We start from the raw sequence: 24,618 nt of genomic DNA, 5'->3' as shown, positions 1-24,618 counted from the left end.
CCGTCATTCCCGCGCAGGCGGGAATCCATACGCCGCCTGCCGGCCCGCGTTCTATGGATTCCGCATCGGCGGACCGCCGCCTACACGGGAATGACGTTAGCGCTGCACTTTTTCATCGCGCGGGTCGCGCGCCAGCAGGCGCGAGACCATTGCCTGCGGCTGGTCGCCGTCGAACAGCACGCCGGCCACCGCGTTGGTGATCGGCATGTCGACGCCCATGCTGGCCGCCAGCTCGCGCACCGCCTTCGAGCACGGTACGCCTTCGGCCACATGGCCCAGCTCGTGCACGATGACGTCCAGCGGCTTGCCCTGCGCCAGCCCGAGGCCGACGCGGCGGTTGCGCGACAGGTCGCCGGTGCAGGTCAGGATCAGGTCGCCCATGCCGGTCAGGCCCATGAAGGTTTCGGTATGCCCGCCCAGCGTGGTGCCGAGCCGGGTGATTTCCGCCAGCCCGCGCGTGATCAGCGCGGCGCGCGCGTTCAGGCCCAGGCCCAGGCCGTCGGCCACGCCGGTGGCGATGGCCAGCACGTTCTTCACCGCGCCGCCCACTTCAACACCGACCAGGTCCTCGCTGGAATACACGCGGATATTGCCGCCGTGGACGCAGGCCACCACGCAGTCGCGCAGCGCCGCCGAGTCGGAGGCGATGGTCAGCGCGCAAGGCAGGCCCCTGGCCACTTCCTGCGCAAACGACGGTCCGGACAAGGCGCCGCCGGCCACGCTGTCGCCCAGCACCTCGCGCATGATCTGGTGCGGCAGCAAGCCGGTGCCGTATTCGAAACCCTTGCACAGCCACACCACATTCGGTATCGCCCGCGATTTCAGCTGCTCCAGCAGCGGACGCAGCCCGGCCACCGGGCAGGCGGCGATCAGCAGGCTGTCCGGCCCGGCCACATGGGCCAGCGCGGCGTCGAAATCGGCGGCGACCCGCAGGCCGTCAGGGAAGGGATAACCAGGCAGGTAGCCGGTGTTTTCGCGCGTGCGCGCCATGTCCTGCAGGGCGTCGCTGTCGCGGCCCCACAGCATCACGTCGTGACGCTGGGCCAGCGCCATGGCGACGGCGGTGCCCCAGGCACCCGCGCCGAGCACAGCCACCTTGCGGACCGCGGCCGCAGCTTTGTTGGGATTATCTTGCATGGGACCTCATCCGGCGCCGGGAGGGCGCCGCTACGGCAATTATATGCCCCAGACTTCGGAAGTCTTGACGTAACCGACCAGGCCGTCGCGATGACGCACCTTGAGCCAGCCGCCGGTGGCCGATTCGGTCACTTCCAGCAGCACGCCCTTGTCGGCGCTGAACACCGGCGCGGCGCTGTCGTCCGGCGTGGCGCGGATTTTCAGGTTGGGCGTGCGGACGATGACGTTGCGCTTGCCGCTCAGGCCCTTGGCCTCGGTCCAGGCCAGTTCGCCGTTGACGTCGCGTACCTTCAGCCATTCGCCGTAGGCCAGCACCACTTCCAGCGGCGCGCCGCGCGGCACGACAAACAGCTTGCCGCCCTTGGTCGATGGCGCGTCATAGAGGATGACGGGTGCGGCACCCACCGTTTTGAAGTCGAACGCGTGACTGGCGCTCATGGCCAACAACATGGTCAGACTGGCGATCAAACGGGGAAATGTCATGGCTTACCTTGCAGATGGACAGCGCGCGAAGGCGCGGCATGTCGGGGTGATACCGCTGCCGGACGTGGCGCCCGGCAGCGAAGTACTTCAGTACGACTTAATGACTTAGTGCGTGGTGGCAGCGCCGTCGGTTGCTGCTGGTGCGGCGGCGGCCGCGTCGGCGATCGCTTGCATACGCTGCTGGTAGAACACTTCGAAGTTGATCTCGGCCAGGTGCACTGGTGGGAAACCGGCACGGGTGATCACGTCGGCGATGTTGGCGCGCAGGTAAGGGTAGACGATGTTCGGGCAACCGATGCCCAGCAGCGGATCGAGCTGCTCGGCAGGAATGTTGCGCGCTTCGAAGATACCGGCTTGCTTGCCTTCAACCAGGAAAGCGACCTTGTCTTTGACTTTGGCGGTCACGGTGATGGTGACGGTCGATTCGAACACGCCATCGGCCAGCGGCTCGGCGCCGACGTCCAGGGCTACTTCGATCGATGGGGCTTCCTGTTCCAGGAAGATAGCTGGGGAGTTCGGTTGTTCCAGCGACATGTCTTTCAGGTAGACGCGTTGGATTTGGAATACTGGTTGCAGGTTTTCGTCAGACATGGAACGCTTTCGTTATAGTGAAAACGAGCGGCACGGGCCGCTCAGAATAAGTTTGCTTGGTATGGAGCTCAAATCAAACGCGAGGGCAATTGTATCAAAACCATTATGGTTTCAAACTATTTCTGCGGCCCTCACGTTGTATTTGAGGGTGATCAGCCATTTAACAAGGGGGACAGGCCCCCGGCTTGATCGAGCGCATACAAATCGTCGAAACCGCCGACATGGGTGTCGCCGATGTAGATCTGCGGCACGGTGCGGCGGCCGGTCTTTTGCATCATCAGCACGCGCTGCTCCGGGTCCAGGTCGACGCGGATCTTTTCCAGGGTCACGCCCTTGGACTCCAGCAGGCGCTCGGCGCGCACGCAGTACGGGCACACGGCGGTGGTGTACATGATTACACGGGCAGTCATCTTGACCTCCTTATTTGGCCAGCGGCAGGCCGGCTTTTTGCCATGCGGCAATGCCGCCATCCAGGTTGACCACGTCGGCAAAGCCGGCCTTGGCCAAGGTGGCGGCGGCCGACGAGGCGCGCGCGCCGGTCTTGCACACCACGATCACGCTCTTGGCCTTGAACTTCTCCAGCTCGCCGAGGCGGGTGGACAACTCGCCCAGCGGAATATTCTTGGCTTCTGGCAAGTGGCCGGCGGCGAATTCCGTGGCGTCGCGCACGTCGACGACGGTGGCTTTGCTACGGTTGATCAACAGCGTCACCTCTTGCGCGGAGGCGCGTTTGCCGCGCTGCGTCAGCACCGGCCAGAGCAGGGCACCGCCCGAAAGGAGCACGATGGCGATGATGAAAATATTGTCAATGAAGAATTTCACAGGGTTCCAATGGTTTAAGTCAATCCGCGCATTATAAAATAGAAGCTGGAAGAGTTCTCGCAGTACCGGTTTTCCGTCCCGTTCAATCCTTTTTGAAGATAGTTCTCATGTATAAAATCGTATTCATGCGCCATGGCGAGTCCACCTGGAACCTCTCGAACCGCTTCACCGGCTGGACCGATGTCGACCTGACCGAGAAGGGCATCGCCGAGGCCAAGGCCGCCGGCAAGGTGCTGAAGGAGTCCGGCTACACCTTCGACCTGGCCTACACCTCGGTGCTCAAGCGCGCCATCCGCACGCTGTGGCTGACCATGGACGAGATGGATATGATGTACCTGCCGGTCAAGAACGACTGGCGCCTGAACGAGCGCCACTACGGCGCGCTGCAGGGCCTGGACAAGGGCGAAACCGCCGCCAAGTACGGCGACGACCAGGTGCTGGTATGGCGCCGCAGCTACGACACGCCGCCGCCGCCGCTGGCCGAGAACGACGACCGCGCCTCCTTCAACGACCCGCGCTACGCCGGCCTGGACAAGTCGCAGATCCCGCTGACCGAATGCCTGAAGGACACCGTGGCGCGCGTGATGCCGGCCTGGGACGAGGAAATCGCCCCGGCCATCCGCGCCGGCAAGAAGATCATCATCTCGGCCCACGGCAACAGCCTGCGCGCGCTGATCAAGATGCTCGACGGCATCAGCGACAACGACATCGTCGGCCTCAACATCCCGAACGGCCAGCCGCTGGTCTACGAGCTGGACGAGAACCTGAAGCCTATCCGTCACTACTACCTGGGTGACGCCGACGCCATCGCCGCGGCCCAGGCCGCCGTAGCCAACCAGGGCAAGGCCAAGTAATTTGTCGCATTCCTTCTTCCGAGGCTGGCGCGGCGCCGCCACCAGCGCTGCGCTGCCGCTATTGCTGACATTGATGATGCCGAACGGCGCGCACGCCGCGCCGTTCGGCAAGACCACCGAGCGCAGCAAGCAGAAAGCGGCGGCCGAGGCCGAGCGCGCCGGCTTGCAGCAAAAGCTCAGCGCGCTCAAGAAAGACATCGGCAAGACCGAGAGCGCCAAGGACGACGCGGCCGACACGCTGGCCGAGTCCGAACAGGCGATCTCGGACGCCAACCGCTCGCTGCGCGACCTGGCGCAGGAGCAGGGCGACACCAACACCAAATTGCAACAACTGGCCGTCGAGCACGACAAGCTGGCGGCCACGGTCGCCCAGCAGAAGCAGCAGCTGGCCAAGCTGCTGCGCGACCAGTATGTCGCCGGCAACGAGGACCGCATCAAGCTGCTGCTGTCCGGCGACAACCCCAACCGCATTAACCGCGACCTGCAGATGATGTCCTACGTCTCGCAGGCCCAGGCGCGCCTGCTGGACTCGCTGCGCGCCAACCTGAAGGCGGTCGAGGTCAACCAGGCCGAGGCGCAGAACGCCAAGGACGAGCTGCAGGAAATCGCCGCCGAGGAAATGGAGCAGAAGGCCAAGCTGGAGCAGGAGAAGTCGCGCCGCGCCGCCTTGCTGGCCTCGCTGTCGAAAAAGCTGGTGGCGCAGCGCAAGGAAGCCGGCAACGTCGAGCGCGACGAGCAGCGCCTGACCGGCCTGGTCGACAAGCTGGGCAAGCTGATCCAGGAGCAGGCGATCGCCGCCGCCGCCGAGAAAAAACGCCAGGAGCAACTGGCCGCGCGGGCCAAGGCGGAAGCGGAAGCCAGGGCCGAAGCCAAGGCCAAGGCGGACGCCGAGGCGCGCGCGCTGGCCAAAGCCAAGGCCGCCGTCGAGGCCGAGCGCCAGCGCCTGGCCAAGGCAAGCGCCAACGCCGGCAAGCCGGGCGCCGTCAAGCCGGCGCCGTCCAGGCCCGACACCACCGAGACCGAGCCGCCGAAAGTGGCGCAACAAACGCCGCCGCCGAAACCGCCGGAGCCGCTCAAACCGGCGCCGCGCGAGGAAGAACCGGCCAAACCGCCAGCCAAGGTGGCCGCGGCCGCAGCTGATATCGCGCTGGCCCCGGCCGTGCCGTCCGGCGCGCCGTTCGTCAGCCTCAAGGGCCAGCTGCGCGCGCCCGTCAGCGGCAAGATCGCCGCCAGGTTCGGCACCAAGCGCGGCGACGGCCCAAGCTGGAAGGGCGTGTTCATCCGCACCGGCGAAGGCGCCGAGATCCGTTCCATCGCCAGCGGCAAGGTCATCTTCTCGGACTGGCTGCGCGGCTTCGGCAACATGATCATCGTCGACCACGGCGGCCAGTACTGGAGCATCTACGGCAACTGCGAGTCGCTGCTGAAACGGGTCGGCGACGTCGTCAAGCCTGGCGACTCGATCGCCAGCGCAGGTAACAGCGGCGGTAACGAAGAATCGGGGCTATACTTTGAGCTTCGCCATCAGGGCACGGCATTCGATCCGGCTGGCTGGGTCAAGTTTTAAGGTTTGCGGAAAAAAATGGGCAACAAAGTCAAGAGCATCGGCCTGATCGGCCTGGGGATGGTGGCCGGGGTCGCCGTCTCCTTGCAGTTTTCCGCCGTCGCGCAAAAAGTCACCGGCGCGCCGCTGCCGCTCGAGGAGCTGCGCCAGCTGTCCGACGTGTTCGGCCTGATCAAGTCCGACTACGTCGAAAACGTCGACGACAAGAAGCTGCTCACCGAAGCCATCTCTGGCATGGTGGCCTCGCTCGATCCGCACTCGGTCTACCTCGATAAAAAAGCCTTCCGCGAAATGCGCGAGACCGTGGCCGGCAAATTCGTCGGCATCGGCGTCGAAGTCGGCATGGAAGACGGCTACATCAAAGTCGTCTCGCCGATCGAGGATTCGCCCGCCTTCAAGGCCGGCGTCAAGACCGGCGACCTGATCACCCGCATCGACGGCACGCCGATCAAGGGCCTGACGCTGGACGAAAGCGTCAAGAAGATGCGCGGCGAGCCGCATTCCAAGGTCACCATCACCATCAGCCGCAAGGACGAGGACAAGCCCATCGTCCTGACCATCTCGCGCGAGGAGATCCGCGTCCAGAGCGTCAAGGCCAAGATCGTCGAGCCGGGCTACGCCTGGCTGCGCATCTCGCAGTTCCAGGAGCCCACCGTCGAGGACATGGCCAGGAAGCTCACCGCCCTGTACGCGCAAGACCCGCACATCAAGGGCCTGGTGCTGGACCTGCGCAACGATCCGGGCGGCGTGGTGCCGGGCGCGATCGGCGTCTCGGCCGCCTTCCTGCCCAAGGATGCGGTGATCGTTTCGACCAACGGCCAGCTGCTCGACTCCAAGCAGACCTTCTACGGCCGCAGCGAGTTCTATTCCTCGCGCCCCAAGAACGATCCGCTGGCCAAGCTGCCGGCCGCGCTCAAGGACGTGCCGATGGTGGTGCTGGTGAACGCCGGTTCGGCCTCGGCCTCCGAAATCGTCGCCGGCGCGCTGCAGGACTACAAGCGCGCCACCATCATGGGCACGCAGACTTTCGGCAAGGGCTCGGTGCAGACGCTGCGCCAGCTGACCGCCGACACCGCCGTCAAGCTGACCACGGCGCGCTACTACACGCCGCACAACCGCTCGATCCAGGCGCGCGGCATCGTGCCGGACCTGATGGTCGACGAAACCGCCGACGGCGACGGCTTGAACAGCCTGCGCGTGCGCGAAGCCGACCTGCAAAAGCACCTGAACAACGACAAGGATCCGGACGGCGACAGCGCCGTCCAAAAAGCCCTGAGCGCGCAGCGCGACGAGGTGGAAGAAGGTGCAACCGCGCTGGCGAAGAAAGCCAAGCCGGTGGAATTCGGCTCGAAGGACGACTTCCAGCTGGCGCAGGCGATCAACCATTTCAAGGGCCTGCCGGTCAAGCTGTCGAAAGTGGAGGCGGCACCGGCCGCCGGCGGCGAAGTCGGCGAGATCAAGTCGGACAGCAAGACCGACAAGACCGAAGTCAAGCCGGCCGCCAAACCGGAATCCAAGCCCAAGGCCAGCGAAAAAAAGCCGGCCTTGAAACAGCCAGTCACCCAATAACGGCAGGCGCCGCTGCCGGTCTGAGACAATGAACGACTCGCAACTGCTGCGCTATTCGCGCCACATCCTGCTCGACGAAATCGGCATCGAAGGCCAGCAAAAGCTGCTGGCCGCGCATGCGCTGGTGATCGGCGCCGGCGGCCTCGGTTCGCCGGCCGCCATGTACCTGGCCTCGGCCGGCGTCGGCCACATCACGCTGGTCGACAACGACACCGTCGACCTCACCAACCTGCAGCGCCAGATCGCCCACACCACGGAGCGGGTCGGCCAGTCCAAGGCCGAATCGGCGCGCCTCACGCTGGCGCAGATCAATCCCGACATCGCCATCACCGCGCTGAACGAACGCGTCGACGACGCCCGCCTGGCCGCGCTGGTGGCGCAGGCCGACGTGGTGCTCGACTGCACCGACAACTTCGCCACCCGCCACGCCGTCAACCGCGCCTGCGTCGCGCTGGGCAAGCCGCTGGTGTCGGGCGCGGTGATACGCTTCGACGGCCAGATCAGCGTATTCGATCCGCGCGGCGGCGCGCAGCCCTGCTATTCCTGCCTGTTCCCGCAGGACCAGCAGTTTGAAGATGTGGCCTGTTCCACCATGGGCGTGTTCGCGCCGCTGGTGGGCGTGGTGGGCGCGATGCAGGCTGCCGAAGCGCTCAAGCTGCTGATGGGCGTGGGCGCCTCGCTGGCAGGGCGCCTGTTGATGCTGGACGGTCTGCACATGGAGTGGACCAGCATAGGTGTGGGACGCAACGGCGATTGCCCGGTCTGCGCAAAAAAATAACACTAACCGGAAGGAGACTTACCTTGTTGATGAAACGACTCGCCGTACTGCCGCTGGCGCTGGCCGCGGCGTTCGCCGTACAAGTAGCCACCGCAGCCACCAACACCAAGTACCTGATCGTCACCGAAAACGGCAAGCAGATCGGCGAACAAGCCGTCGAGCATCAGGACGACGGCCTGACCAAGGTGTATTTCATCTTCAAGAACAACGGCCGCGGCCCGGAACTGACGGAGCAATTCCGCATGGGCGCGGACGGCGTGATGACCGAGTACAGCGTCAAGGGCAACTCCACTTTCGGCGCCGTGGTCGACGAGCGCTTCGAGCGCAAGGGCGACCAGGCGGAATGGAAGTCCACCTCCGAGCAGGGCAAGAAGGCCGTCAGCGGTCCGGCCGGCTACCTGCCGCTGAACGGTTCCTTCGAAACCGTCTCCGCCTACATCACCGCGCTGGACGCCGCGCCCGGACATAAAATGGCGCTGCTGCCATCGGGTACGCTGTCGCAGACCGTGCTCGATACGCTGGAAGTGAGCAGCGCCAGCGGCGCAAAACAAACCGTGCAGCTGGTGGCGCAAACCGGCGTCGGCCTGTCGCCGTCGTTTTACTGGGCCACCACCGGAACCAAGCCACGCCTGTTCGGCGTGATCATCCCCGGCTTCGCCAGCTTGCTGGAAGAAGGCTGGCAGGGCGCCGCGCCAACGCTGGCCGCGCGCCAGAAACAGGCCGAGGGCAAAATGCTGGAAGACCTGGCCACCAAGCTGCAGCACCCGCTGACAGGCCTGACCCTGGTGCGCAACGCCCGCGTGTTCGACAGCGAAAAAGCCACCGTCGGCGCGCCGTCCGACATCTACCTGCTGCGCGGCCGCATCACCGCCGTGCTGCCGGCCGGCTCGCCGGTGCGCGGCGCCGACAACACCATCGACGCCGGCGGCCGCATCGTGCTGCCAGGCCTGTTCGACATGCACGGCCACGTCGACCGCTGGTCCGGCGCGCTCAATATGTCTACCGGCGTGACCAGCGTGCGCGACATGGGCAACGACAACACGCAGCTGCAGGCGATGCTCGACGAGACCGCGGCCGGCAAGCTGCTGGCGCCGCAGGTGGTGCCGGCCGGCTTCCTGGAAGGCGAGAGCCCGTTCAGCGCCATGAACGGCTTCACCATCAAGGACCTGCAGGGCGCGAAGGACGCGATCGACTGGTACGCGGAGCACGGCTATCCGCAGCTGAAGATCTACAACTCCTTCCCCAAAGCCATCCTGAAGGACACCGTGGCCTACGCCCACAGCCGCGGCATGCGCGTCTCCGGCCACATCCCGGCCGGCCTGCGCGCGCAGGAGGCGCTGGACGCCGGCTACGACGAGATCCAGCACATCAACCAGGTGCTGCTGAACTTCCTCGTCAAGCCGGACACGGAAACCCGCAACCTGAACCGCTTCCTGCTGCCGGCCGAAAAAGTCGCCGGCATGGACTTCAATACGCCGCCGTTCAAGGACTTCGTCGCCGGCCTGGCCAAGAAGCAGATTTCGATCGACCCGACGCTGTCCGCGTTCGCCTTCATCCAGCAGAAGGACGGCGACGTCAACGAGCCATACCGCGCCTTCGCCGCCAACATGCCGCCGGACGTGGCGCGCGGCTTCGCCGTCGGCGCCATGAAGATCGAGGGCGCCGATACGCTCAAGCGCTACCAGAAATCCTATGCCAAGATGGTGGAATTCGTTGGCATCATGTACAAGGCCGGTGTGCCCATCGTCGCCGGCACCGACGACATTGCCGGCTTCACGCTGCATTCGGAGCTGGCGCTGCTGGTCAAGGCCGGCCTGACGCCGGCCCAGGCCCTGCAGGTGGCCACCCGCAACGGCGCCCGCTACACCCGCACCAGTAACGACCGTGGCAGCATCGCGGCCGGCAAGCTGGCCGACCTGGTGCTGGTGGATGGCGATCCGACCAGGGATATCGCCGACATCCGCAAGGTGGCGGCGGTGATCACGCGCGGCTATGTCATCTACCCGCAGGAGATCGACAGCGCGCTGGGCATCGCGCCGTTCGTCAAGGATGGGCCGCAGGCCGCGAGAACCGCGGCCGCCGTGGCGGAGATTAACGGTGGCGGCAACGACGGCGCGCGCCGCCGCCTCGACGCTACCGCTCATCAACACGAATAAGTAAAACGCGGTAAACCGGCGACCATCGGGTCGTTCCCGCGCAGGCGGGAACCCATAGGCAGCATACTAGGTCGCTCAGCATGGAGGGAATTCAAGCAATGCTTGGATTCCCGCCTGCGCGGGAATGACGGTTTGAGAGGCATTAAGCCTTATTTAAGCCTGTCGGCGCAAAACTCGCATTGGGGTGTCGCTGGCGCCGATTCAGCCTTATACTCTGCACTCACTTTAATTTGTTATCGATTATGAAAAAACTCTCCCTGCCCCGTCGTGCCGCCTCGCGCGGCTTTACGCTGATTGAAATCATGGTGGTGGTAGTCATCATGGGCGTGCTGGCGGCGCTGGTCGTGCCCAAGCTGCTGAGCCGCACCGGCGAGTCCAAGGTGGCCGCCGCCAAGGTCGATATTGCCACCGTCATGCAGGCGCTCAAGCTGTACAAGCTGGATAACCAGCGCTATCCGACCACCGAGCAGGGCCTGCAGGCGCTGCTGACCAAGCCGAGCGCGGGCCCGTCCGCCAACGGCTGGAAGGCCGGCGGCTACCTGGAAAAAATGCCGAAGGACCCATGGGGCAACCCTTACCAGTACCTGTCGCCAGGTATCAAGGGCGAGGTCGACGTGTTCTCCTACGGCGCCGACGGCGCACCGGGCGGCACCGGCGACGATGCCGACATCGGCTCCTGGGATAACTGATCGCAGGGGGATCCAGGCATATGCGCGCCGCCCGCCAGCGTGGTTTCACGCTGATCGAACTGCTGGTGGTGATGGTCATCCTGGGCATCACGCTGGGGTTGGTGTCGCTCAACGCGCTGCCGGGCCAGAAGCAATCGCTGCGTGAAGACGCACAGCGTGTGGCGCTGCTGCTACAACTGGCGCGCGACGAGGCCATCGTGCGCAACCGCCAGATCGCCTTTGAGGCGGGCGCCGACGGCTACCGCTTCCTGATCCGCAACGACAAGCAATGGGACCTGGCGGTGCAGGACGACCTGCTGCGCGAGCGCGAATTCAAGCACGCGCCGATCACGCTGATGCTCGATCCGCCGCCCAACGTCGCCGACACCAGCCTGCGCATCATCTTCGGCCGCGAGCCGGTCGACAAACCCTTCGTGCTGACGCTCAGCGCCGGCGATGCCAGCATCGCCATCCGCGCCGACGGCATCGGCCATTTCACGGTGGACTAGATGCGCCTTCCCCGACAAAGCGGCTTTACTCTGCTGGAAGTGCTGGTGGCGCTGGTGATCGTCGGCACCGCGCTGGGCGCGTCGCTGCGCGCGGTCGGCAGCCTGACGCAAAACAGCGACGGCCTGCGCGGCGCCATGATGGCCACCTGGTCGGCCGAGAACCGGCTGGTGCAGCTGCGCCTGACGCGCCAGTTCCCGGCGGTCGGCAAGCAGACCTTCGAGTGCCCGCAGGGTGACATGAAGCTGATGTGCCAGGAGGAGGTGATCGCCAGCCCGAATCCGCGCTTCCGCCGGGTCGAGGTCAGCGTCTACGACCAGGCCGCGCCGGAGCGGCGCATCATCAAGCTGGTCCAACTGGTACTGAATCAATGACGACGCCATTGCGCCGCGCGCGCGGCTTCACGCTGATCGAGCTGCTGGTGGCGATCTCGATCCTCGCCATCGTCGCGGTGCTGGGCTGGCGTGGGCTGGACGGCATCATCCGTTCGCGCGCCGCCCTGACCGAGCAAATGGAGCAGACGCGCGGCCTGCAGCTGACCTTCGCCCAGCTGCAGAGCGATTGCGCCAACCTGGCGCCGCAGTCGCTGATCGGTACCCGTACCATCCTCAGCGCGGAGGACGGCCGCATCACGCTGCTGCGCCTGGTGCTGGCCGAGAACGAGGCCACGCGGGTGCAGGTGGTTTCCTACCGCCTGCGCGACGGCGTGCTGACGCGGCGCGAGTCGGCCGGCACGCGCGACCTGGCGCAGCTGGACGCGCTGTGGCAGGCCGCCAACAGCGACGCCGATCCTGCCGCCAGCGTGGCGCTGAAATCGGGCGTGCAGCGCATGGCGATGCGCTTCTGGAGCACGCAGGGCTGGACCCAGGCGGCTGGCGCGATGCCGGCGCCGGCCAACAATGCGCCCAGCGGCATGGAAGTGTCGGTGGTGCTGGACGGCCAGGAAGTCCCGATGACCAAATCCTTCCTGCTGGGGGCACTGTGAAGCTGCGGCGCCAGCGCGGCGTGGCCGTCATCACGGCGTTGTTGCTGACGACGCTGGCGGTGACCATCGTGGCCAGCCTGTTCTGGCAGCAGCAGGTGCAGGTGCGCTCGATGGAGAACCAGCGCCTGCAACTGCAGACGCGCTGGATCGTGCGCGGCGCGCTGGACCTGAGCCGGCTGGTGTTGTACCAGGACTTCCTGGACTCGCAACTGGTCACACAGGCGGGCGGCATCTGGGCCACGCCGCTGGAAGAGACGCGGCTGGACGACTATATCGAGCGCGAACGCGCTGAGGCCGAAAATTTCAACGCCACCCTGTCCGGCAAGATGGTCGATGCGCAGTCGCGCTACAATCTTGCCAATCTGGCCAAGGACCATGTGGTGCAGCCCGACCAGGTGAAGGTGTTGGAACGCCTGCTGGCCAACCTGCGGCTCGACTCGTCGCTGGCGCAGGCGGTGGCCAACCAGGTGGCGGATGCCCAGGTGCCGGCGCCGCCGGCGACGGCGGCCGCGCAAAAGTCGATCGACCTGCTGCGGGTGGAGGATCTGCTGGCGGTGAGCGGCTTCACGCCGGCCATGGTGGAGCAGTTGCGCGATTTTGTCATCATCCTGCCGGAGCGCGACACGGAGCTGAACGTGAACACCGTGTCGCCCGAGCTGATGGCGGCGATGGTCGAGCCCTTGTCGCTGTCGGAAGCGGCGGCGCTGGTGAATAATCGCAAGCGCACCTATTATCTCAGGGTGACGGATTTCGACGATCTGCCGCAAATCAAGGGCAAGCTGGTCGCCAAGCACGGCATCGCCAGCCACTACTTCCTGGCCTACAGCCGGGTGAGGCTGGACCGGGCGGCGCTGGATGCGCAATCCTTGTTGGTGCGGGCGAAGAACGGCATAACGACGGTGGTTTGGATACGAGAATATTAGAACCGGCATGAACGAAAGCGAGACCCTTTGACTACACTACTTATCCGCTATCCGGCCAAGGCCAGCGTCGACAGCGGCGCGGCCCAGACCTGCCCGTTCGCGCTGGTGGGCGACGGCGGCAATCTGCTGCAACAGGGCGCCTCCCCGCTGGGCAACCTGTCGGACCTGGTGGCCTCGGCGCGCCGCGTGGTGCTGCTGCTGGCCGCCGCCGACGTCACGCTGCTGCGCGTGGTGGCGCCGCCGCTGTCCGCCGCGCGCCTGAAGGCCGCGCTGCCGGCGCTGGTGGAGGAACAGGTGCTGGGCGATCCGGCCGACTGTGTGCTGGCGGCAGGCGCCGCCGACGCCGAGGGCGGCCGCACCGTGGCCGTGGTGCAGCGCAGCTGGATCGAGGTGCTGGTGAAGGCGCTGCAGGCGCAGGGCGCGCACAACGTCGCCGTGCTGCCGGCGCAACTGTGCCTGCCGTTCCAGCCGGGTTCCGTGTCGGCCGCGCTGAGCACCGGCGACGCCGGTTTCGAACTGATACTGCGCCAGTCGCAGCACATGGGCCTGGGCCTGACGCTGCCGGCGCAACCGCAGGCCGCGCTGCAAACGCTGCGCGCCATGGCGGGCGACGAGCCGGTCACGCTGTACCTGGCGCCGTCGCAGATGGCGCAGTTCGCGCCGCTGGTGGCGAACGCCGACGCCGGCCACGGCGTCACCCTGATGGAAGACCATTGGGCGCACTGGGTCGCCGCCTCGCGCTCGGCCGGGCTGGACCTGGCGCCGGCGCTGGGCGCCAGCGGCGCCACCGCGCGCCAGTGGCAGCGCTGGCGCTGGCCGGTGCGCATCGCCGCGCTGGCGCTGCTGGTCAACGTGGTGGGCCTGAACGTCGAGTGGCTGCGCCTCAAGCGCGAGGCCGACGCGGTCAGCCTGTCGATGCTGCAGATCTTCAAGGCCGCCTATCCGAAAGAGCTGGTGATACTCGACCCGGCCGCGCAGATGCGCAAGAACATCGCGCTGGCCAAGGCCGACGGCGGCCAGCCGGCGGCCGATGAATTCAACGCGCTGAGCGCCGCCCTCGGCGAGGCGCTGGGCACACTGCCGCGCAAGGACATCATCGCCACGCTGGAGTACCGCGAGCATGCCTTGCAAATGAAGGTGAAACCCAACACCGTCGATACCGGCACGCTGGCGCAGCTGCGCTCCGCGCTGGCGGCGCACAAGCTGGACCTCTCGGAAGCCAATCCGGGCACCTGGCAAATACGTCCGCTGAGCGGCACCGGCGCGGGCGGAGGAAAATCATGAGCAAGCTGACACTGACGATACAAGAGTACCGTGGCCGCGCGTCGGCCTTCTGGAGCGAGCGCACGGAGCAGGAGCGCAAATTCCTCGGCGTCGGCGGCGCCGTGCTGGCACTGGCGCTGTTTTATTCGCTGCTGATCGCGCCGGCGCTGGATGGCGGCGCCAAGCTGCGCAAGTCGCTGCCGGAACTGCGCCAGCAGGCCGCCGAGCTGCGGGCGCTGGCGCTGGAAGCTGCCGCGCTGCGCGGCCAGAACACCATCGCCCCGGCGCCGATGACGCGCGAGATGCTCAACGCCGGCCTCACCGCGCGCGGCCTGACCACGCAGTCGGTGTCCGTCACCGGCGAATACGCCAAGCTGCAGATGAACGGCGTGTCGTTTCCCGCCCTGATGACGTGGCTGGACGCGATCCGCACCGAGAGCCGCATCGCCGTCTCGGAGGCGAACATCAGCGCGCAGGACACCGCCGGCATGGTCAACGCCACGCTGACGCTGCGCCAGAACACGGGCGGACGATGATGCAAAAAGGCTGTCCATGAAGCGCGCCGTGCTATGGTTGCTGACCATCGTCCTGAGCGTGGCGGCGACGCTGGCGGTGTTCTTCCCCGCCGCGTGGCTGGGATCACTGGTGGAGTCGCGCACCGCGGGACGTTTGACGCTGGGGGACGCGCAGGGTACGCTGTGGCGCGGTTCGGCCTTTATCGGCGGCGCGGCCGGCGGCAATGGCCCGGTCACGCCGCTGCTGCCGGGGCGTTTCAGCTGGAGGATTTCGCCGCTGGCGCTGGTCGGCATGGTCGACCTGCAACTGGAAAACAGCGAGGCGCTGGCGCAGCCGCTGACCTTCAAGGGCAGCTGGTCGCACTGGCAGCTCAGTCCATCGGCGCTGCTGCTGCCGGCCGAAGGCCTGGCCGGCCTGGGCGCGCCGCTGAACACCGTGGCGCCCAGCGGCACCATGCGGCTGTCGTGGACCGCGCTGGAGCTGGCGCTGGCCGACCGCCAGGTGTCGATCAACGGCCGCACCACGCTGGAGATGACGGACATGGCCTCGCGGCTGTCGACCGTGCGGCCGCTGGGCAGTTACGCGCTGGCGCTGGACTGGCACGGGCAGTCGGCGGCGCTGACGCTCAATTCCGTCAAGGGGCCGCTGTTGTTGAGCGGGACCGGCAACCTGAATAACGGCCGCCTGCAGTTTTCCGGGCAGGCCGAGGCAGCAAAAGGATTTGAAGAGCAACTGGCCAACCTGTTGAATTTGCTGGGCCAGCGCAAACCGAATAGTGACCGCAACATCATCGCTTTAGAGTTCCACTAAGTTCAGATAAAAGTTCAGACAATGAAAAAACAGTCCGTGAGCAAATCCAATCTTCCCGCGCTGCGCCGCCTGAGCGCGGGCGCGATGCTGTGCTGTGCGACCAGCGTCCTGCCGGTCGTGACGCCGTTGCTGGCGCTGCTGCCCGCCACCGCCCACGCGGCGGCCGACGACGCCGCGCTGAACTTTGTCGGCGCCGACATCGAGTCGGTGATCAAGGCGGTCGGCCACTACACCAACATCACCTTCGTGATCGACCCGCGCGTCAAGGGCACGCTGACGGTGGTGTCGGAAAAGCCGGTCACCAAGACCCAGGCCTTCGGTCTGCTCACTTCCGCGCTGCGCCTGCAAGGCTATGCGGTAGTCAGCGGCGACGGCTACGCCAAGGTGGTGCCGGAGGCGGATGCCAAGCTGCAGGCGGGGCCCACCCAGATCGGCGCCGGCCAGGCCACGGCCAAGGGCGACCAGGTGGTCAGCCAGATCTTCCATCTGAATTACGAGTCGGCGGCCAACGTGGTGACGGTGCTGCGTCCGCTGATCTCGCCGAACAACACCATCAACGCCAATCCGGGCAATAACAGCGTGGTCGTCACGGACTACGCCGACAACGTCAAGCGCCTGGCCAAGATCGTCGCCGCGCTGGACGCGCCGGCGGTCGCCGACCTCGATGTGATCCCGGTGCGCTACGCCATCGCCAGCGACCTGGCGGCCATGGTCAACAAGCTGCTGGACAGTGGCGCCGGTGCCGGCGACGCGGGCAAGATCAGCGTGCTGGCCGATCCGCGCACCAACTCGCTGATCCTGCGTGCGCCGTCGGCGGCGCGCGCCAACCTGGCCAAGTCGCTGATCGCCAAGCTCGATCAGCCGACCCAGGAACTGGGCAACGTCCACGTGGTCTACCTGAAGAACGCCGAAGCGGCCAAGCTGGCGCAGACGCTGCGCTCGGTGGTGTCGGGCGACACCTCGGCGGCCAACGCCACCGGCATCGGCGGCACCGGCCAGACCGGCCAGGGCCAGGGCCAGGGGGGCCTGGGCGGCCAAAACAGCAACACCGGCGGCGGCATCGGCGGCAACAGCAATAGCGGCAGCACCAGCAGCGGCCCGTCCAATCCGCTGCTGTCCGGCTCCGGCCAGCAGCAACAGCAGGGCGGCGGCACGGCCGGCTACATCCAGGCCGATTCCACCACCAACACCCTGATCATCACCGCGCCGGAATCGGTGTACCGCAACCTGCGCGCCGTGATCGACCAGCTGGACGTGCGCCGCGCGCAGGTCTACATCGAATCGCTGATCGTCGAAGTCTCGTCCGACAAGGCGTCCGAGTTCGGCATCCAGTGGGTGGGCGCGACCGGCAACGAGAACAGCACCTACCGCGTCGGCGGCCTGCAGTCGTATTCGAGCGGCGGCAACAACATCGGCACGCTGGCCACCCAGCTGCTCAACAAGGGCGCCGGCACCACCACGGCGCCGTCGCTGCCCGGCGCCGGCCTGACCATCGGCGTGTTCAAGCAGGTCGCCGGCGGCCTGGGTCTGGGCGCGCTGGCGCGCTCGCTGGAAACGGACGGCAACGCCAACGTGCTGTCGACGCCGAACATGATCACGCTCGATAACGAGCTGGCCACCATCTCGGTCGGCCAGAACGTGCCTATCCTGACCGGCCAGTTCACCACCACCTCGGGCACCAACAACAATCCGTTCCAGACCATCGACCGCAAGGAAGTGGGCCTGACGCTGAAGGTGCGTCCGCAGATTTCCGAAGGCGGCACGGTCAAGCTGGCGATTTACCACGAGACCTCCAGCGTCGACAAGACCACGCTGACGGCGGCCGCCGGCATCACCATCAACAAGCGCGTGATCGAGAACAACGTCATCGCCGACGACGGCCAGATCATCGTGCTCGGTGGCCTGATCGAGGACACCGAAGGCGACGGCGTGGACAAGGTGCGCGGCCTGGGCGACATTCCGGTGCTGGGCAATCTGTTCAAGTACCAGACCCGCACCCGCAAGAAGACCAACCTGATGGTGTTCCTGCGCCCCGTGGTGATCCGCAACAAGGAGCAGAGCACCTCGCTGGCCACCGACCGCTACGACTACATGCGCGGCCAGCAGGAATCGATCCAGCCGCCGGAGAGCATCCTGGTCAAGGACCTGGGCCAGCCTTTGCTGCCGACGCTGAAGGACGGCTCGCCGCTGGGCGGGACCATGGTGCGTCCGCTGCCGGCCGCGCCAACACCGGCGCGCGAGCCGGGCGCCGCCGAACCAGGCAAGCAGAAGTGATATGAGCAATCTCCTACCCTACGCTTTCGCCCGCGACTTCGTGGTGCTGGCGCAGCAGAGCGACGAAGCCGAACACACGGTGGACGTGCTGGTCTGCGGCGCCACCGCGCCGGCGGCCATCGCCGAGGTGTCGCGCCGCTTCGGCCGCATCCAGCTCAAAAGCATGCCGCGCGCCGACCTGGAAACAGCCATCGCCGCGGCCTACGCCAGCTCGGGCGGCAACGCCTCGATGGTGGCCGAGGAGTTCGACGCCGACCTCGATCTGACCAAGCTGCTGCAGGACGTGCCGGCCATCGAGGACCTGCTGGAATCGTCCGACGACGCGCCGGTGATCCGCATGATCAACGCGCTGCTGACGCAGGCGCTGCGCGACAGCGCCTCCGACATCCACATCGAGCCGTTCGAGCAGACCTCGGTGGTGCGCTTCCGCGTCGACGGTTCGCTGCGCGACATCGTCCGTCCGCGCAAGGCCATCCACGGTTCGCTGATCTCGCGTATCAAGATCATGGCGCAGCTGGACATCGCCGAAAAACGCCTGCCGCAGGATGGCCGCATCACGCTGCGCATCGGCGGCAAGCCGGTCGACGTGCGCGTCTCGACGCTGCCGACCGGCCACGGCGAACGCGCGGTGCTGCGCTTGCTGGACAAGGAAGCGGGCCGGCTGGACCTGAACCACCTGGGCATGAGCGAGACCATGCTGCCGCAGTTCGATGCGCTGATCAACCAGCCGCACGGCATCGTGCTGGTGACCGGCCCGACCGGCTCCGGCAAGACCACCACCTTGTACGCCGCGCTGTCGCTGCTGAACGCGGCCACCACCAACATCATGACGGTGGAAGACCCGATCGAGTACGACTTGAACGGCGTCGGCCAGACCCAGGTCAACCCGCGCATCGACATGACCTTCGCCAAGGCGCTGCGCGCCATCCTGCGCCAGGACCCGGACGTGATCATGATCGGCGAGATCCGCGACCTGGAAACCGCGCAGATCGCGGTGCAGGCGTCGCTGACCGGCCACCTGGTGCTGGCGACCCTGCACACCAACGACGCCGCGGCGGCGGTCACGCGACTGCTGGACATGGGCATCGAGCCGTTCCTGCTGTCGTCGTCGCTGCTGGGCGTGCTGGCGCAGCGGCTGGTGCGCAAACTGTGCGGCAGCTGCAAGAGCTTCGACGGCCAGCAGTGGCACGCGGTCGGCTGCGAGCATTGCGGCCATACGGGCTACCAGGGCCGCGTCGGCGTCTACGAATTCCTGCAGACGACGGAGCAGATCCGCGCGCAGATCCACAACCGCGCTTCCGAGGCCGAGGTCAAGGCGGCGGCGCTGGCGGGCGGCATGCAGACCATGCGCGAGGACGGCGAGCGTTGGCTGGCCACCGGCGTGACCACGCAGGCCGAACTGCTGCGCGTGACCAAAGACTAGGCGAACCACGATGCCCGCATTCCGTTATGAAGCCGTCGACGCCGGCGGCGCCACCAAGAAGGGCGTGCTCAATGCCGACAGCGCGCGCTCGGCCCGTTCCGAGCTGCGCACGCAGGGCCTGGTGCCGCTGAAGGTCGACGCCATCGCCGCGCAGGTCGACGCCGCCGGCGTGACCAAGAGCCGCGGCTTCGGCGAGCGTTTGTCGGCCACCGAGCTGGCGCTGTTCACGCGCCAGCTGGCCAGCCTGCTGGAAGCGGGGCTGCCGCTGGAGCAGGCCTTCACCGCCTTGCTGGAGCAGGCCGAGCGTCCGTATATGCGCGACCTGATCGCGTCGATCCGCTCCGAGGTGATCGGCGGCGCCGCGCTGTCGGACGTGCTGGGACGGCATCCGCGCGACTTCGCCGAGATCTACCGCGCGCTGGTCGCCTCCGGCGAGCAGATCGGCCAGCTGTCGCGCGTGCTGTCGCGCCTTGCCGACTACATCGAGCGCCGCAATGCGCTGATCCAGAAGGTGCGGCTGGCCTTCACCTATCCGGCCATCGTGACGGTGGTGGCGTTTTCCATCGTGATCTTCCTGCTGACCTATGTGGTGCCGCAGATCGTCTCGGTGTTCGCCAACACCAAGCAGAAGCTGCCCATCCTCACCGTCATCATGCTGGCCGTGTCGGACTTCGTGCGCAACTACGGCATCGTGGTGGCGATCCTGCTGGTGGGGGCGTGGTTCATGTGGCGCCGGGCCTTGCAGAATCCGGCGCTGAAGCGGCGCTGGCACACCTGGCTGCTGACGGCGCCGCTGTACGGCAAATTCGAGCGCAGCCTGAACACCGCGCGTTTCGCCAGCACGCTGGCGATCACCACCGGTTCCGGCGTGCCGATTTTGCGCGCGCTGGAGACCAGCCGCGATACGCTGTCCAACGTCGCCATGCAGGAACTGGTGGAAGAGGCCAGCGACGCCGTGCGCGAGGGCGTGAGCCTGGCGCGTTCGCTGTCGGCGCAAAAGCATTTTCCGCCGATGCTGATCCACATGATACGGGCCGGCGAAATCACCGGCGAGCTGCCGGCCATGCTGGACCGCGCGGCCGCCGCGCAGGAGGCCGACCTGGAACGCCGCACGCTGACCATCGCCGGCCTGCTGGAGCCGGCGCTGATCCTGGCGATGGGCGTGGTGGTGCTGCTGATCGTGCTGGCGGTGCTGATGCCTATCATCGAAATTAATCAGCTGGTACGCTGAGGAAGTAAAGAGAACCATGAAGCGTTTGCCATTAATCGTTACCGTCCTTGCCGTGGTGCTGTTGTCGGCGTCGCTGGCCTACTGGGGCCTGCAGTTGTTCAAGCCGCAGCAGCGCGCGATCGCCGCGCCGCCGCAGCAGTTCGCCACGCCGTTGAATATCGAGGCGGCCAAGGGCCTGTTCGGCGGCCAGATCACGGTCGCCGCCGTCAGCAACTACCAGCTCAGGGGCGTGATCGCCGCGCGTGGCGCTGACAGCGCCGCCATCATCGTGGTCGACGGCCAGCCGCCGATGGCGCTGGGCGTGGGCCGCGAGGTGGTGCCCGGCGTGACCATCAAGGAAGTGCATCCTAACTACGTGATGCTGTCCGAAGGCGGTGCGCTCAAGCGCGTGGAGCTGGCCAGCGATGCCGGCGCCGGCCCGGCGGGCGCCGCGCCGCAGTCGCTGCTGCCCGGCGCGGGCCAGCCGCCCTTGCCGCAGGTCGCGCCGCCGCAGGCGCCACCGTCGCAGCAACCGCCGCCGCAACAGCAGCAACAACCGCCGCAGCAAGCGCCGCTGCCGCCGCCACCACAACGCTCCAGCGTGTCGGGCACCACTGTCGCTCCCGGTGCCGACCGTACACAATAGGCCATCCCCATGGTGATATCCCGTACCCTGGCCGCAGCTTTTTGCTGCGGCTTTTTCTTGGCGGCCGCCATTGGCGCGCCCGCTGCGGCGCAAACTGTCCTGCAAACCGCCACGCATGCCGCCACGTCGGTAGCGCCCGATGCGTCGATCAAGCCGCGGCCGAAAGTGGCGCTGGTGTTGTCCGGCGGCGGCGCGCGCGGCTTCGCCCACATCGGCGTGCTGCGCGCCTTGCAGGAGTTGCGCGTGCCGGTGGACTTTGTGGTCGGCACCAGCATGGGCAGCGTGGTCGGCGGCGCCTACGCGGCCGGCAGCTCGGTCGAGCAGCTGGAGCAGCTGGTGCGCCGCACCGACTGGAACGCCGTGGTGGCCGACCGTCCGCCGCGCGACGAGCTGGTGTATCGCCGCCGCGAGGAGGACTTGCTGCTGCCGTCGCGCATCGAGTTCGGCGCCAAGATGGATGGCATCTCGCTGCCGCCGGCCGCCGCCGGCAACGAGGCGCTGGAACTGGCGCTGACCCGCGTGCTGCCGCAGGGCGCGCGCGACAAGCCGGTCAACCTGCTGCAACTGCCATTTCGTTCGGTCGCCTCCGACCTGGTGACGGGCGAGCTGGTGGAACTGAACGACACCCCGCTGTTCCTGGCGATGCGCGCCTCGCTGGCGGTGCCGGGGGTGTTCGCGCCGGTGCGGGTCAACCAGCGGCTGCTGGTCGATGGTGGCCTGGTGCGCAACCTGCCGGTGGACGTGGCGCGCGACATGGGGGCCGACATCATCATCGCCGTCAACGTCGGCACGCCGCTGGCGCAGGAGAAGGAATTGATCAGCGCGGTCAGCGTGGCGCAGCAGATGCTGCAGATCCTGACCGAGCAAAACGTCCAGCGCTCGCTCAAGGAGCTGCGTCCCGGCGACATCCTGCTGGCGCCCGACCTGGGCGGCATCGGCTTCCTCGACTTCGCCCGCCACGACCGTGCCATGAAGGCCGGCGAGGCGGCGGTGCGGGCCATGAGCGCGCAGCTGGTCAAGCTGTCCCTGCCCGAGGCGCAGTATGCCTCGTATGAGCTCAAGCGCCTGTCGGCGCCGGTGGCCATCGACCAGCCGGTGCGGCTGGCCAGGCTGGAGGTGGCGCCAAGCGGCCGCATCAATCCGAAGGAGCTGGAGGTGCAGTCGGGCTTGCAGGTGGGGCAGATGGTCACCGGCGAACAGGCCCAGGCGGCCGGCAACCAGCTGTTCGGGCGCGGCGACCTGGCGCGGGTGGAGACCGAAGTCCACGACGACAAGGATGGCCGCAGCGTGCTGATCAAGCCGACCGAGGCCGACTGGGCGCACAGCCGACTGCGCGTGGGCCTGGAGCTGAGCAGCGATTTCTCCGAGAACAATGCGTTCGAGCTGAAGGTGATGCACGTGCTGTCGTCGCTGAACGACTGGGGCGCCGAGCTGCGCACCGTCGGCCGCGTCGGCACCGAGCGCGCGCTGGGCGTGCAGTTCTGGCAGCCGCTGGGGGCGGGCTCGCAATGGTACGTGGCGCCGGGGCTGCAATACGACTCGTCGGCGATCGACATCTTCAGCCCGAGCGGCTTCCGCCAGGCGCGCTATGCCTACACCCGCCAGAGCGGCGGCGTGGCGCTGGGACGCCAGCTGGGCCATTGGGGCGACCTGCGCTACAGCGTGACGCGCCAGAAGCAGGTGTATCACCAAAGCATACCGGAGAACCGCACCGAGGGCTCGGACATGCAGACGGTGCAGCAGCTGTCCTTCAATATCGACAGCCTCGACACGGTGGCCTTCCCGACCCGCGGCACGCTGTTCTCGCTGGGCTGGCAGCGCCTGATGCACAGCGGCTCGACCGGTGCCGTGCCGACCACGCAGGCGGTGCAGGGGTTGCAGGCCTTCCATGTGAACCGCTGGGCCGGCCATGTGTACGCGGAATGGTCGCGCAGCCAGGGCGGCGGGTCCGCCAACAACCTGGGCGGCTTCCTGCGCCTGTCCGGCTCGACGCCGCAATCGGTCATCGGCGACCGTACCCTGCTGGGACGGGTGGTGATGGCGCGCAGCATCGGCGCGATGCCGGCCGCGCTGGGCGGCGACGTGCGGCTGGGCTTTTCGCTGGAGGCGGGCGGCGCCTACAGCCCGGCCAGTCCGCTGCACTGGGGCGCGCTGCATCAGGCCGCCAGCGGCTTCTTCGCGGTCGACACGCGTTTCGGTCCGCTGTACCTGGGCGCCGGCACCACCAAGGGCGGCAATAGCAGCGCCTATCTGTTCCTCGGTCCTATCTGGTAGCCGGCGCCTTGGGCGGCGCGCGCCGCAGCGCGGTGAAGGCGGCGAATTCCCACGAGCGGAAGCCGACCAGCAAGGTGAAGCCGTCGCGGTCCTGCGGCGCCAGCTTGCGGTCGCTCTGATGCAGCCGCGCCAGTTCGCCGGCCAGCTGCTGGATGCGGCCCACCAGTTCCTCGGCGCTGGACAGCGATAGCCGCGCGGGCAGGCACAGCAGCGTCTCGCCGACGCCGTCGAAGCTGCCGCTGAAATAATCGGCCACCGCGTGCTCGCGGAAGAATTGCTGCACCGGGCCGTCCGGCAGCCAGCGGAAGGCGTTCGAGACGCGCAGGCGGTAGCGGTTCAGGGGCTTGAGTTCGATCACGCCCAGCCGGTCCAGCTCGGCCAGCAGCATGATGCATTCGGGTTCGGTCAGCTGGTAGGTTTCCAGCACCTGTTCCAGGGTCCAGTGGCCCAGGCAGCAGATCGCCATCAGCAGCAGGTGCGGCTGCGCCAGCAGCGATTTTTCCTGGGTCAGGGTCAGCGCGTCGGCCTGCGGGGTGGCGTCGGCCGCGCCGCGCAGCACGTCTTCCATCGCCACGCCCGCCGCCTTGCAGATCTGCGCCAGCCGCGACAGCGACATGTCCTGCTGGCCGAACATGCGCTTGACGCTCGATTCGCTCATCGCGATCCGCTCGGCCAGCATTTTGTAGGTGACGCCGGCGGCCCGCATCTGGGTCCGCAAGACTTGCAGCAGCAATTCCGGTGAGCTCATACCCTGCCTTGGCAAAAGAACAAAAGGTATCGTAACACGGTACTGGATGGCGTGAAAAGCTGCGCTTGGAATAATCGGGTGGTACATCGGGCGGAACTGCGAGACACTGCGGCACGCTGTCCCTCGCAGCAGGGACGGCACCGGATAACCCGAGGGCGGGCGCCACCACCGGCGCCCGCCAACGGTTACTTTTCCTCCGGGTCGGGCTTCAGGCTGATCTTGGCCAGCAGGCGCTTGGCGGCCTGGCGGTCGGTGGACTGCGGCTTGGCGTGCGGACCGGCGCCGCCGGCGCGCGCCTTGGCCGCCAGCGCCACCGGATTGCGCGGCGGCTTCTGCGACGGCTCGACCCGTATCGTCATCTTCTGCCGCGTGGCCAAGGCCTTGTTTGCCATGATCCCTGCTCCTTACAAGACGCGC

At 67.0% G+C, this 24,618-nt stretch carries 25 protein-coding genes; 18 read left to right on the top strand and 7 right to left on the bottom strand.

The genetic code is table 11. The features are described from left to right. Positions 1–96: 96 nt before the first annotated feature. The 5 genes from ACEN9O_RS07590 to ACEN9O_RS07570 form a co-directional block, all read right to left on the bottom strand. Complete coding sequence (locus ACEN9O_RS07590; RefSeq protein ID WP_495616971.1) at positions 97–1,137, bottom strand: NAD(P)H-dependent glycerol-3-phosphate dehydrogenase; 1,041 nt, start codon at positions 1,135–1,137, stop codon at positions 97–99. 39 nt (positions 1,138–1,176) lie between these two features. Then, positions 1,177–1,620: an SH3 domain-containing protein gene (locus tag ACEN9O_RS07585; RefSeq protein ID WP_495616970.1), complete on the bottom strand. Its 444-nt coding sequence runs from the start codon at positions 1,618–1,620 to the stop codon at positions 1,177–1,179. 105 nt (positions 1,621–1,725) lie between these two features. Beyond that, a complete protein-coding gene (gene secB, locus ACEN9O_RS07580; RefSeq protein WP_117012620.1) occupies positions 1,726–2,211 on the bottom strand; it encodes a protein-export chaperone SecB in 486 nt (161 codons plus the stop codon). A gap of 152 nt (positions 2,212–2,363) precedes the next feature. Beyond that, positions 2,364–2,621, bottom strand: coding sequence for a glutaredoxin 3 (gene grxC, locus ACEN9O_RS07575; RefSeq protein ID WP_495616969.1), 258 nt, complete (start codon positions 2,619–2,621; stop codon positions 2,364–2,366). 10 nt (positions 2,622–2,631) lie between these two features. Then, a complete protein-coding gene (locus tag ACEN9O_RS07570; RefSeq protein WP_495616968.1) occupies positions 2,632–3,033 on the bottom strand; it encodes a rhodanese-like domain-containing protein in 402 nt (133 codons plus the stop codon). Positions 3,034–3,140: 107 nt separating this feature from the next. Here ACEN9O_RS07570 and gpmA point away from each other — a divergent pair, with 107 nt between their 5' ends. From gpmA to ACEN9O_RS07480, 18 genes are all read left to right on the top strand, one after another. Continuing rightward, a complete protein-coding gene (gpmA, locus tag ACEN9O_RS07565; protein WP_495616967.1) occupies positions 3,141–3,887 on the top strand; it encodes a 2,3-diphosphoglycerate-dependent phosphoglycerate mutase in 747 nt (248 codons plus the stop codon). Positions 3,888–3,960: 73 nt separating this feature from the next. Beyond that, entirely contained in the window at positions 3,961–5,454 is a 1,494-nt protein-coding gene (locus ACEN9O_RS07560; RefSeq protein ID WP_495618437.1) for a murein hydrolase activator EnvC family protein, read from the top strand. A 15-nt stretch (positions 5,455–5,469) separates the two neighbouring features. Then, positions 5,470–7,020, top strand: coding sequence for a S41 family peptidase (locus ACEN9O_RS07555; protein WP_495616966.1), 1,551 nt, complete (start codon positions 5,470–5,472; stop codon positions 7,018–7,020). Positions 7,021–7,048: 28 nt separating this feature from the next. After that, positions 7,049–7,798 carry a HesA/MoeB/ThiF family protein gene (locus ACEN9O_RS07550; RefSeq protein ID WP_495616965.1) on the top strand — a complete coding sequence of 250 codons (750 nt, stop codon included), beginning with the start codon at positions 7,049–7,051 and terminating at the stop codon, positions 7,796–7,798. Between the two features lie 29 nt (positions 7,799–7,827). Then, complete coding sequence (locus tag ACEN9O_RS07545) at positions 7,828–9,954, top strand: amidohydrolase family protein (RefSeq protein ID WP_495616964.1); 2,127 nt, start codon at positions 7,828–7,830, stop codon at positions 9,952–9,954. Positions 9,955–10,196: 242 nt separating this feature from the next. Beyond that, the gene (gene gspG / locus ACEN9O_RS07540; protein ID WP_495616963.1) at positions 10,197–10,643 is read left to right on the top strand and encodes a type II secretion system major pseudopilin GspG; all 447 of its coding nucleotides are present in this window, start codon (positions 10,197–10,199) and stop codon (positions 10,641–10,643) included. A gap of 20 nt (positions 10,644–10,663) precedes the next feature. Continuing rightward, a complete protein-coding gene (locus ACEN9O_RS07535) occupies positions 10,664–11,131 on the top strand; it encodes a GspH/FimT family pseudopilin (RefSeq protein WP_495616962.1) in 468 nt (155 codons plus the stop codon). Continuing rightward, positions 11,132–11,503, top strand: a complete 372-nt coding sequence (gspI, locus tag ACEN9O_RS07530; RefSeq protein ID WP_495616961.1) for a type II secretion system minor pseudopilin GspI — start codon at positions 11,132–11,134, stop codon at positions 11,501–11,503. Further along, positions 11,500–12,114 carry a PulJ/GspJ family protein gene (locus tag ACEN9O_RS07525; RefSeq protein WP_495616960.1) on the top strand — a complete coding sequence of 205 codons (615 nt, stop codon included), beginning with the start codon at positions 11,500–11,502 and terminating at the stop codon, positions 12,112–12,114. The genes gspI and ACEN9O_RS07525 overlap by 4 nt, the downstream gene beginning before the upstream one ends. After that, positions 12,111–13,037 carry a type II secretion system minor pseudopilin GspK gene (gspK, locus tag ACEN9O_RS07520; protein WP_495616959.1) on the top strand — a complete coding sequence of 309 codons (927 nt, stop codon included), beginning with the start codon at positions 12,111–12,113 and terminating at the stop codon, positions 13,035–13,037. Before ACEN9O_RS07525 ends, gspK begins: the two co-directional genes overlap by 4 nt. A gap of 27 nt (positions 13,038–13,064) precedes the next feature. After that, complete coding sequence (gspL, locus tag ACEN9O_RS07515; protein ID WP_495616958.1) at positions 13,065–14,321, top strand: type II secretion system protein GspL; 1,257 nt, start codon at positions 13,065–13,067, stop codon at positions 14,319–14,321. Next, positions 14,318–14,836, top strand: coding sequence for a type II secretion system protein M (locus tag ACEN9O_RS07510; RefSeq protein ID WP_495616957.1), 519 nt, complete (start codon positions 14,318–14,320; stop codon positions 14,834–14,836). The genes gspL and ACEN9O_RS07510 overlap by 4 nt, the downstream gene beginning before the upstream one ends. Before the next feature lie 16 nt (positions 14,837–14,852). Continuing rightward, positions 14,853–15,626, top strand: coding sequence for a type II secretion system protein N (locus ACEN9O_RS07505; RefSeq protein ID WP_495616956.1), 774 nt, complete (start codon positions 14,853–14,855; stop codon positions 15,624–15,626). 21 nt (positions 15,627–15,647) lie between these two features. Further along, the gene (gspD, locus tag ACEN9O_RS07500) at positions 15,648–17,900 is read left to right on the top strand and encodes a type II secretion system secretin GspD (protein ID WP_495616955.1); all 2,253 of its coding nucleotides are present in this window, start codon (positions 15,648–15,650) and stop codon (positions 17,898–17,900) included. Between the two features lies 1 nt (position 17,901). After that, entirely contained in the window at positions 17,902–19,323 is a 1,422-nt protein-coding gene (gspE, locus tag ACEN9O_RS07495; RefSeq protein ID WP_495616954.1) for a type II secretion system ATPase GspE, read from the top strand. 10 nt (positions 19,324–19,333) lie between these two features. After that, positions 19,334–20,554 carry a type II secretion system inner membrane protein GspF gene (gene gspF / locus ACEN9O_RS07490; protein WP_495616953.1) on the top strand — a complete coding sequence of 407 codons (1,221 nt, stop codon included), beginning with the start codon at positions 19,334–19,336 and terminating at the stop codon, positions 20,552–20,554. A 16-nt stretch (positions 20,555–20,570) separates the two neighbouring features. Further along, positions 20,571–21,179, top strand: a complete 609-nt coding sequence (locus ACEN9O_RS07485) for a type II secretion system protein N (RefSeq protein WP_495616952.1) — start codon at positions 20,571–20,573, stop codon at positions 21,177–21,179. A gap of 9 nt (positions 21,180–21,188) precedes the next feature. Further along, positions 21,189–23,453 (top strand): patatin-like phospholipase family protein, encoded by a 2,265-nt coding sequence (locus tag ACEN9O_RS07480; RefSeq protein ID WP_495616951.1) that lies wholly within the window; start codon positions 21,189–21,191, stop codon positions 23,451–23,453. Here the strand turns inward: ACEN9O_RS07480 and ACEN9O_RS07475 are convergent. Both ACEN9O_RS07475 and ACEN9O_RS07470 read right to left on the bottom strand, forming a co-directional pair. Then, on the bottom strand, positions 23,443–24,201 hold the full coding sequence (locus tag ACEN9O_RS07475; RefSeq protein WP_495616950.1) for a helix-turn-helix domain-containing protein: 759 nt from the start codon (positions 24,199–24,201) through the stop codon (positions 23,443–23,445). The two genes, ACEN9O_RS07480 and ACEN9O_RS07475, sit on opposite strands and share 11 nt — an antisense overlap. Positions 24,202–24,386: 185 nt before the next feature. Further along, positions 24,387–24,593, bottom strand: a complete 207-nt coding sequence (locus ACEN9O_RS07470; protein WP_161099754.1) for a hypothetical protein — start codon at positions 24,591–24,593, stop codon at positions 24,387–24,389. Positions 24,594–24,618 lie beyond the last annotated feature (25 nt).

It is taken from the genome of Duganella sp. Dugasp78 (assembly GCF_059491455.1).
The sequence above is the reverse complement of the archived record's forward strand: the minus strand, read 5'-3'. Positions and strand labels throughout refer to the sequence as shown.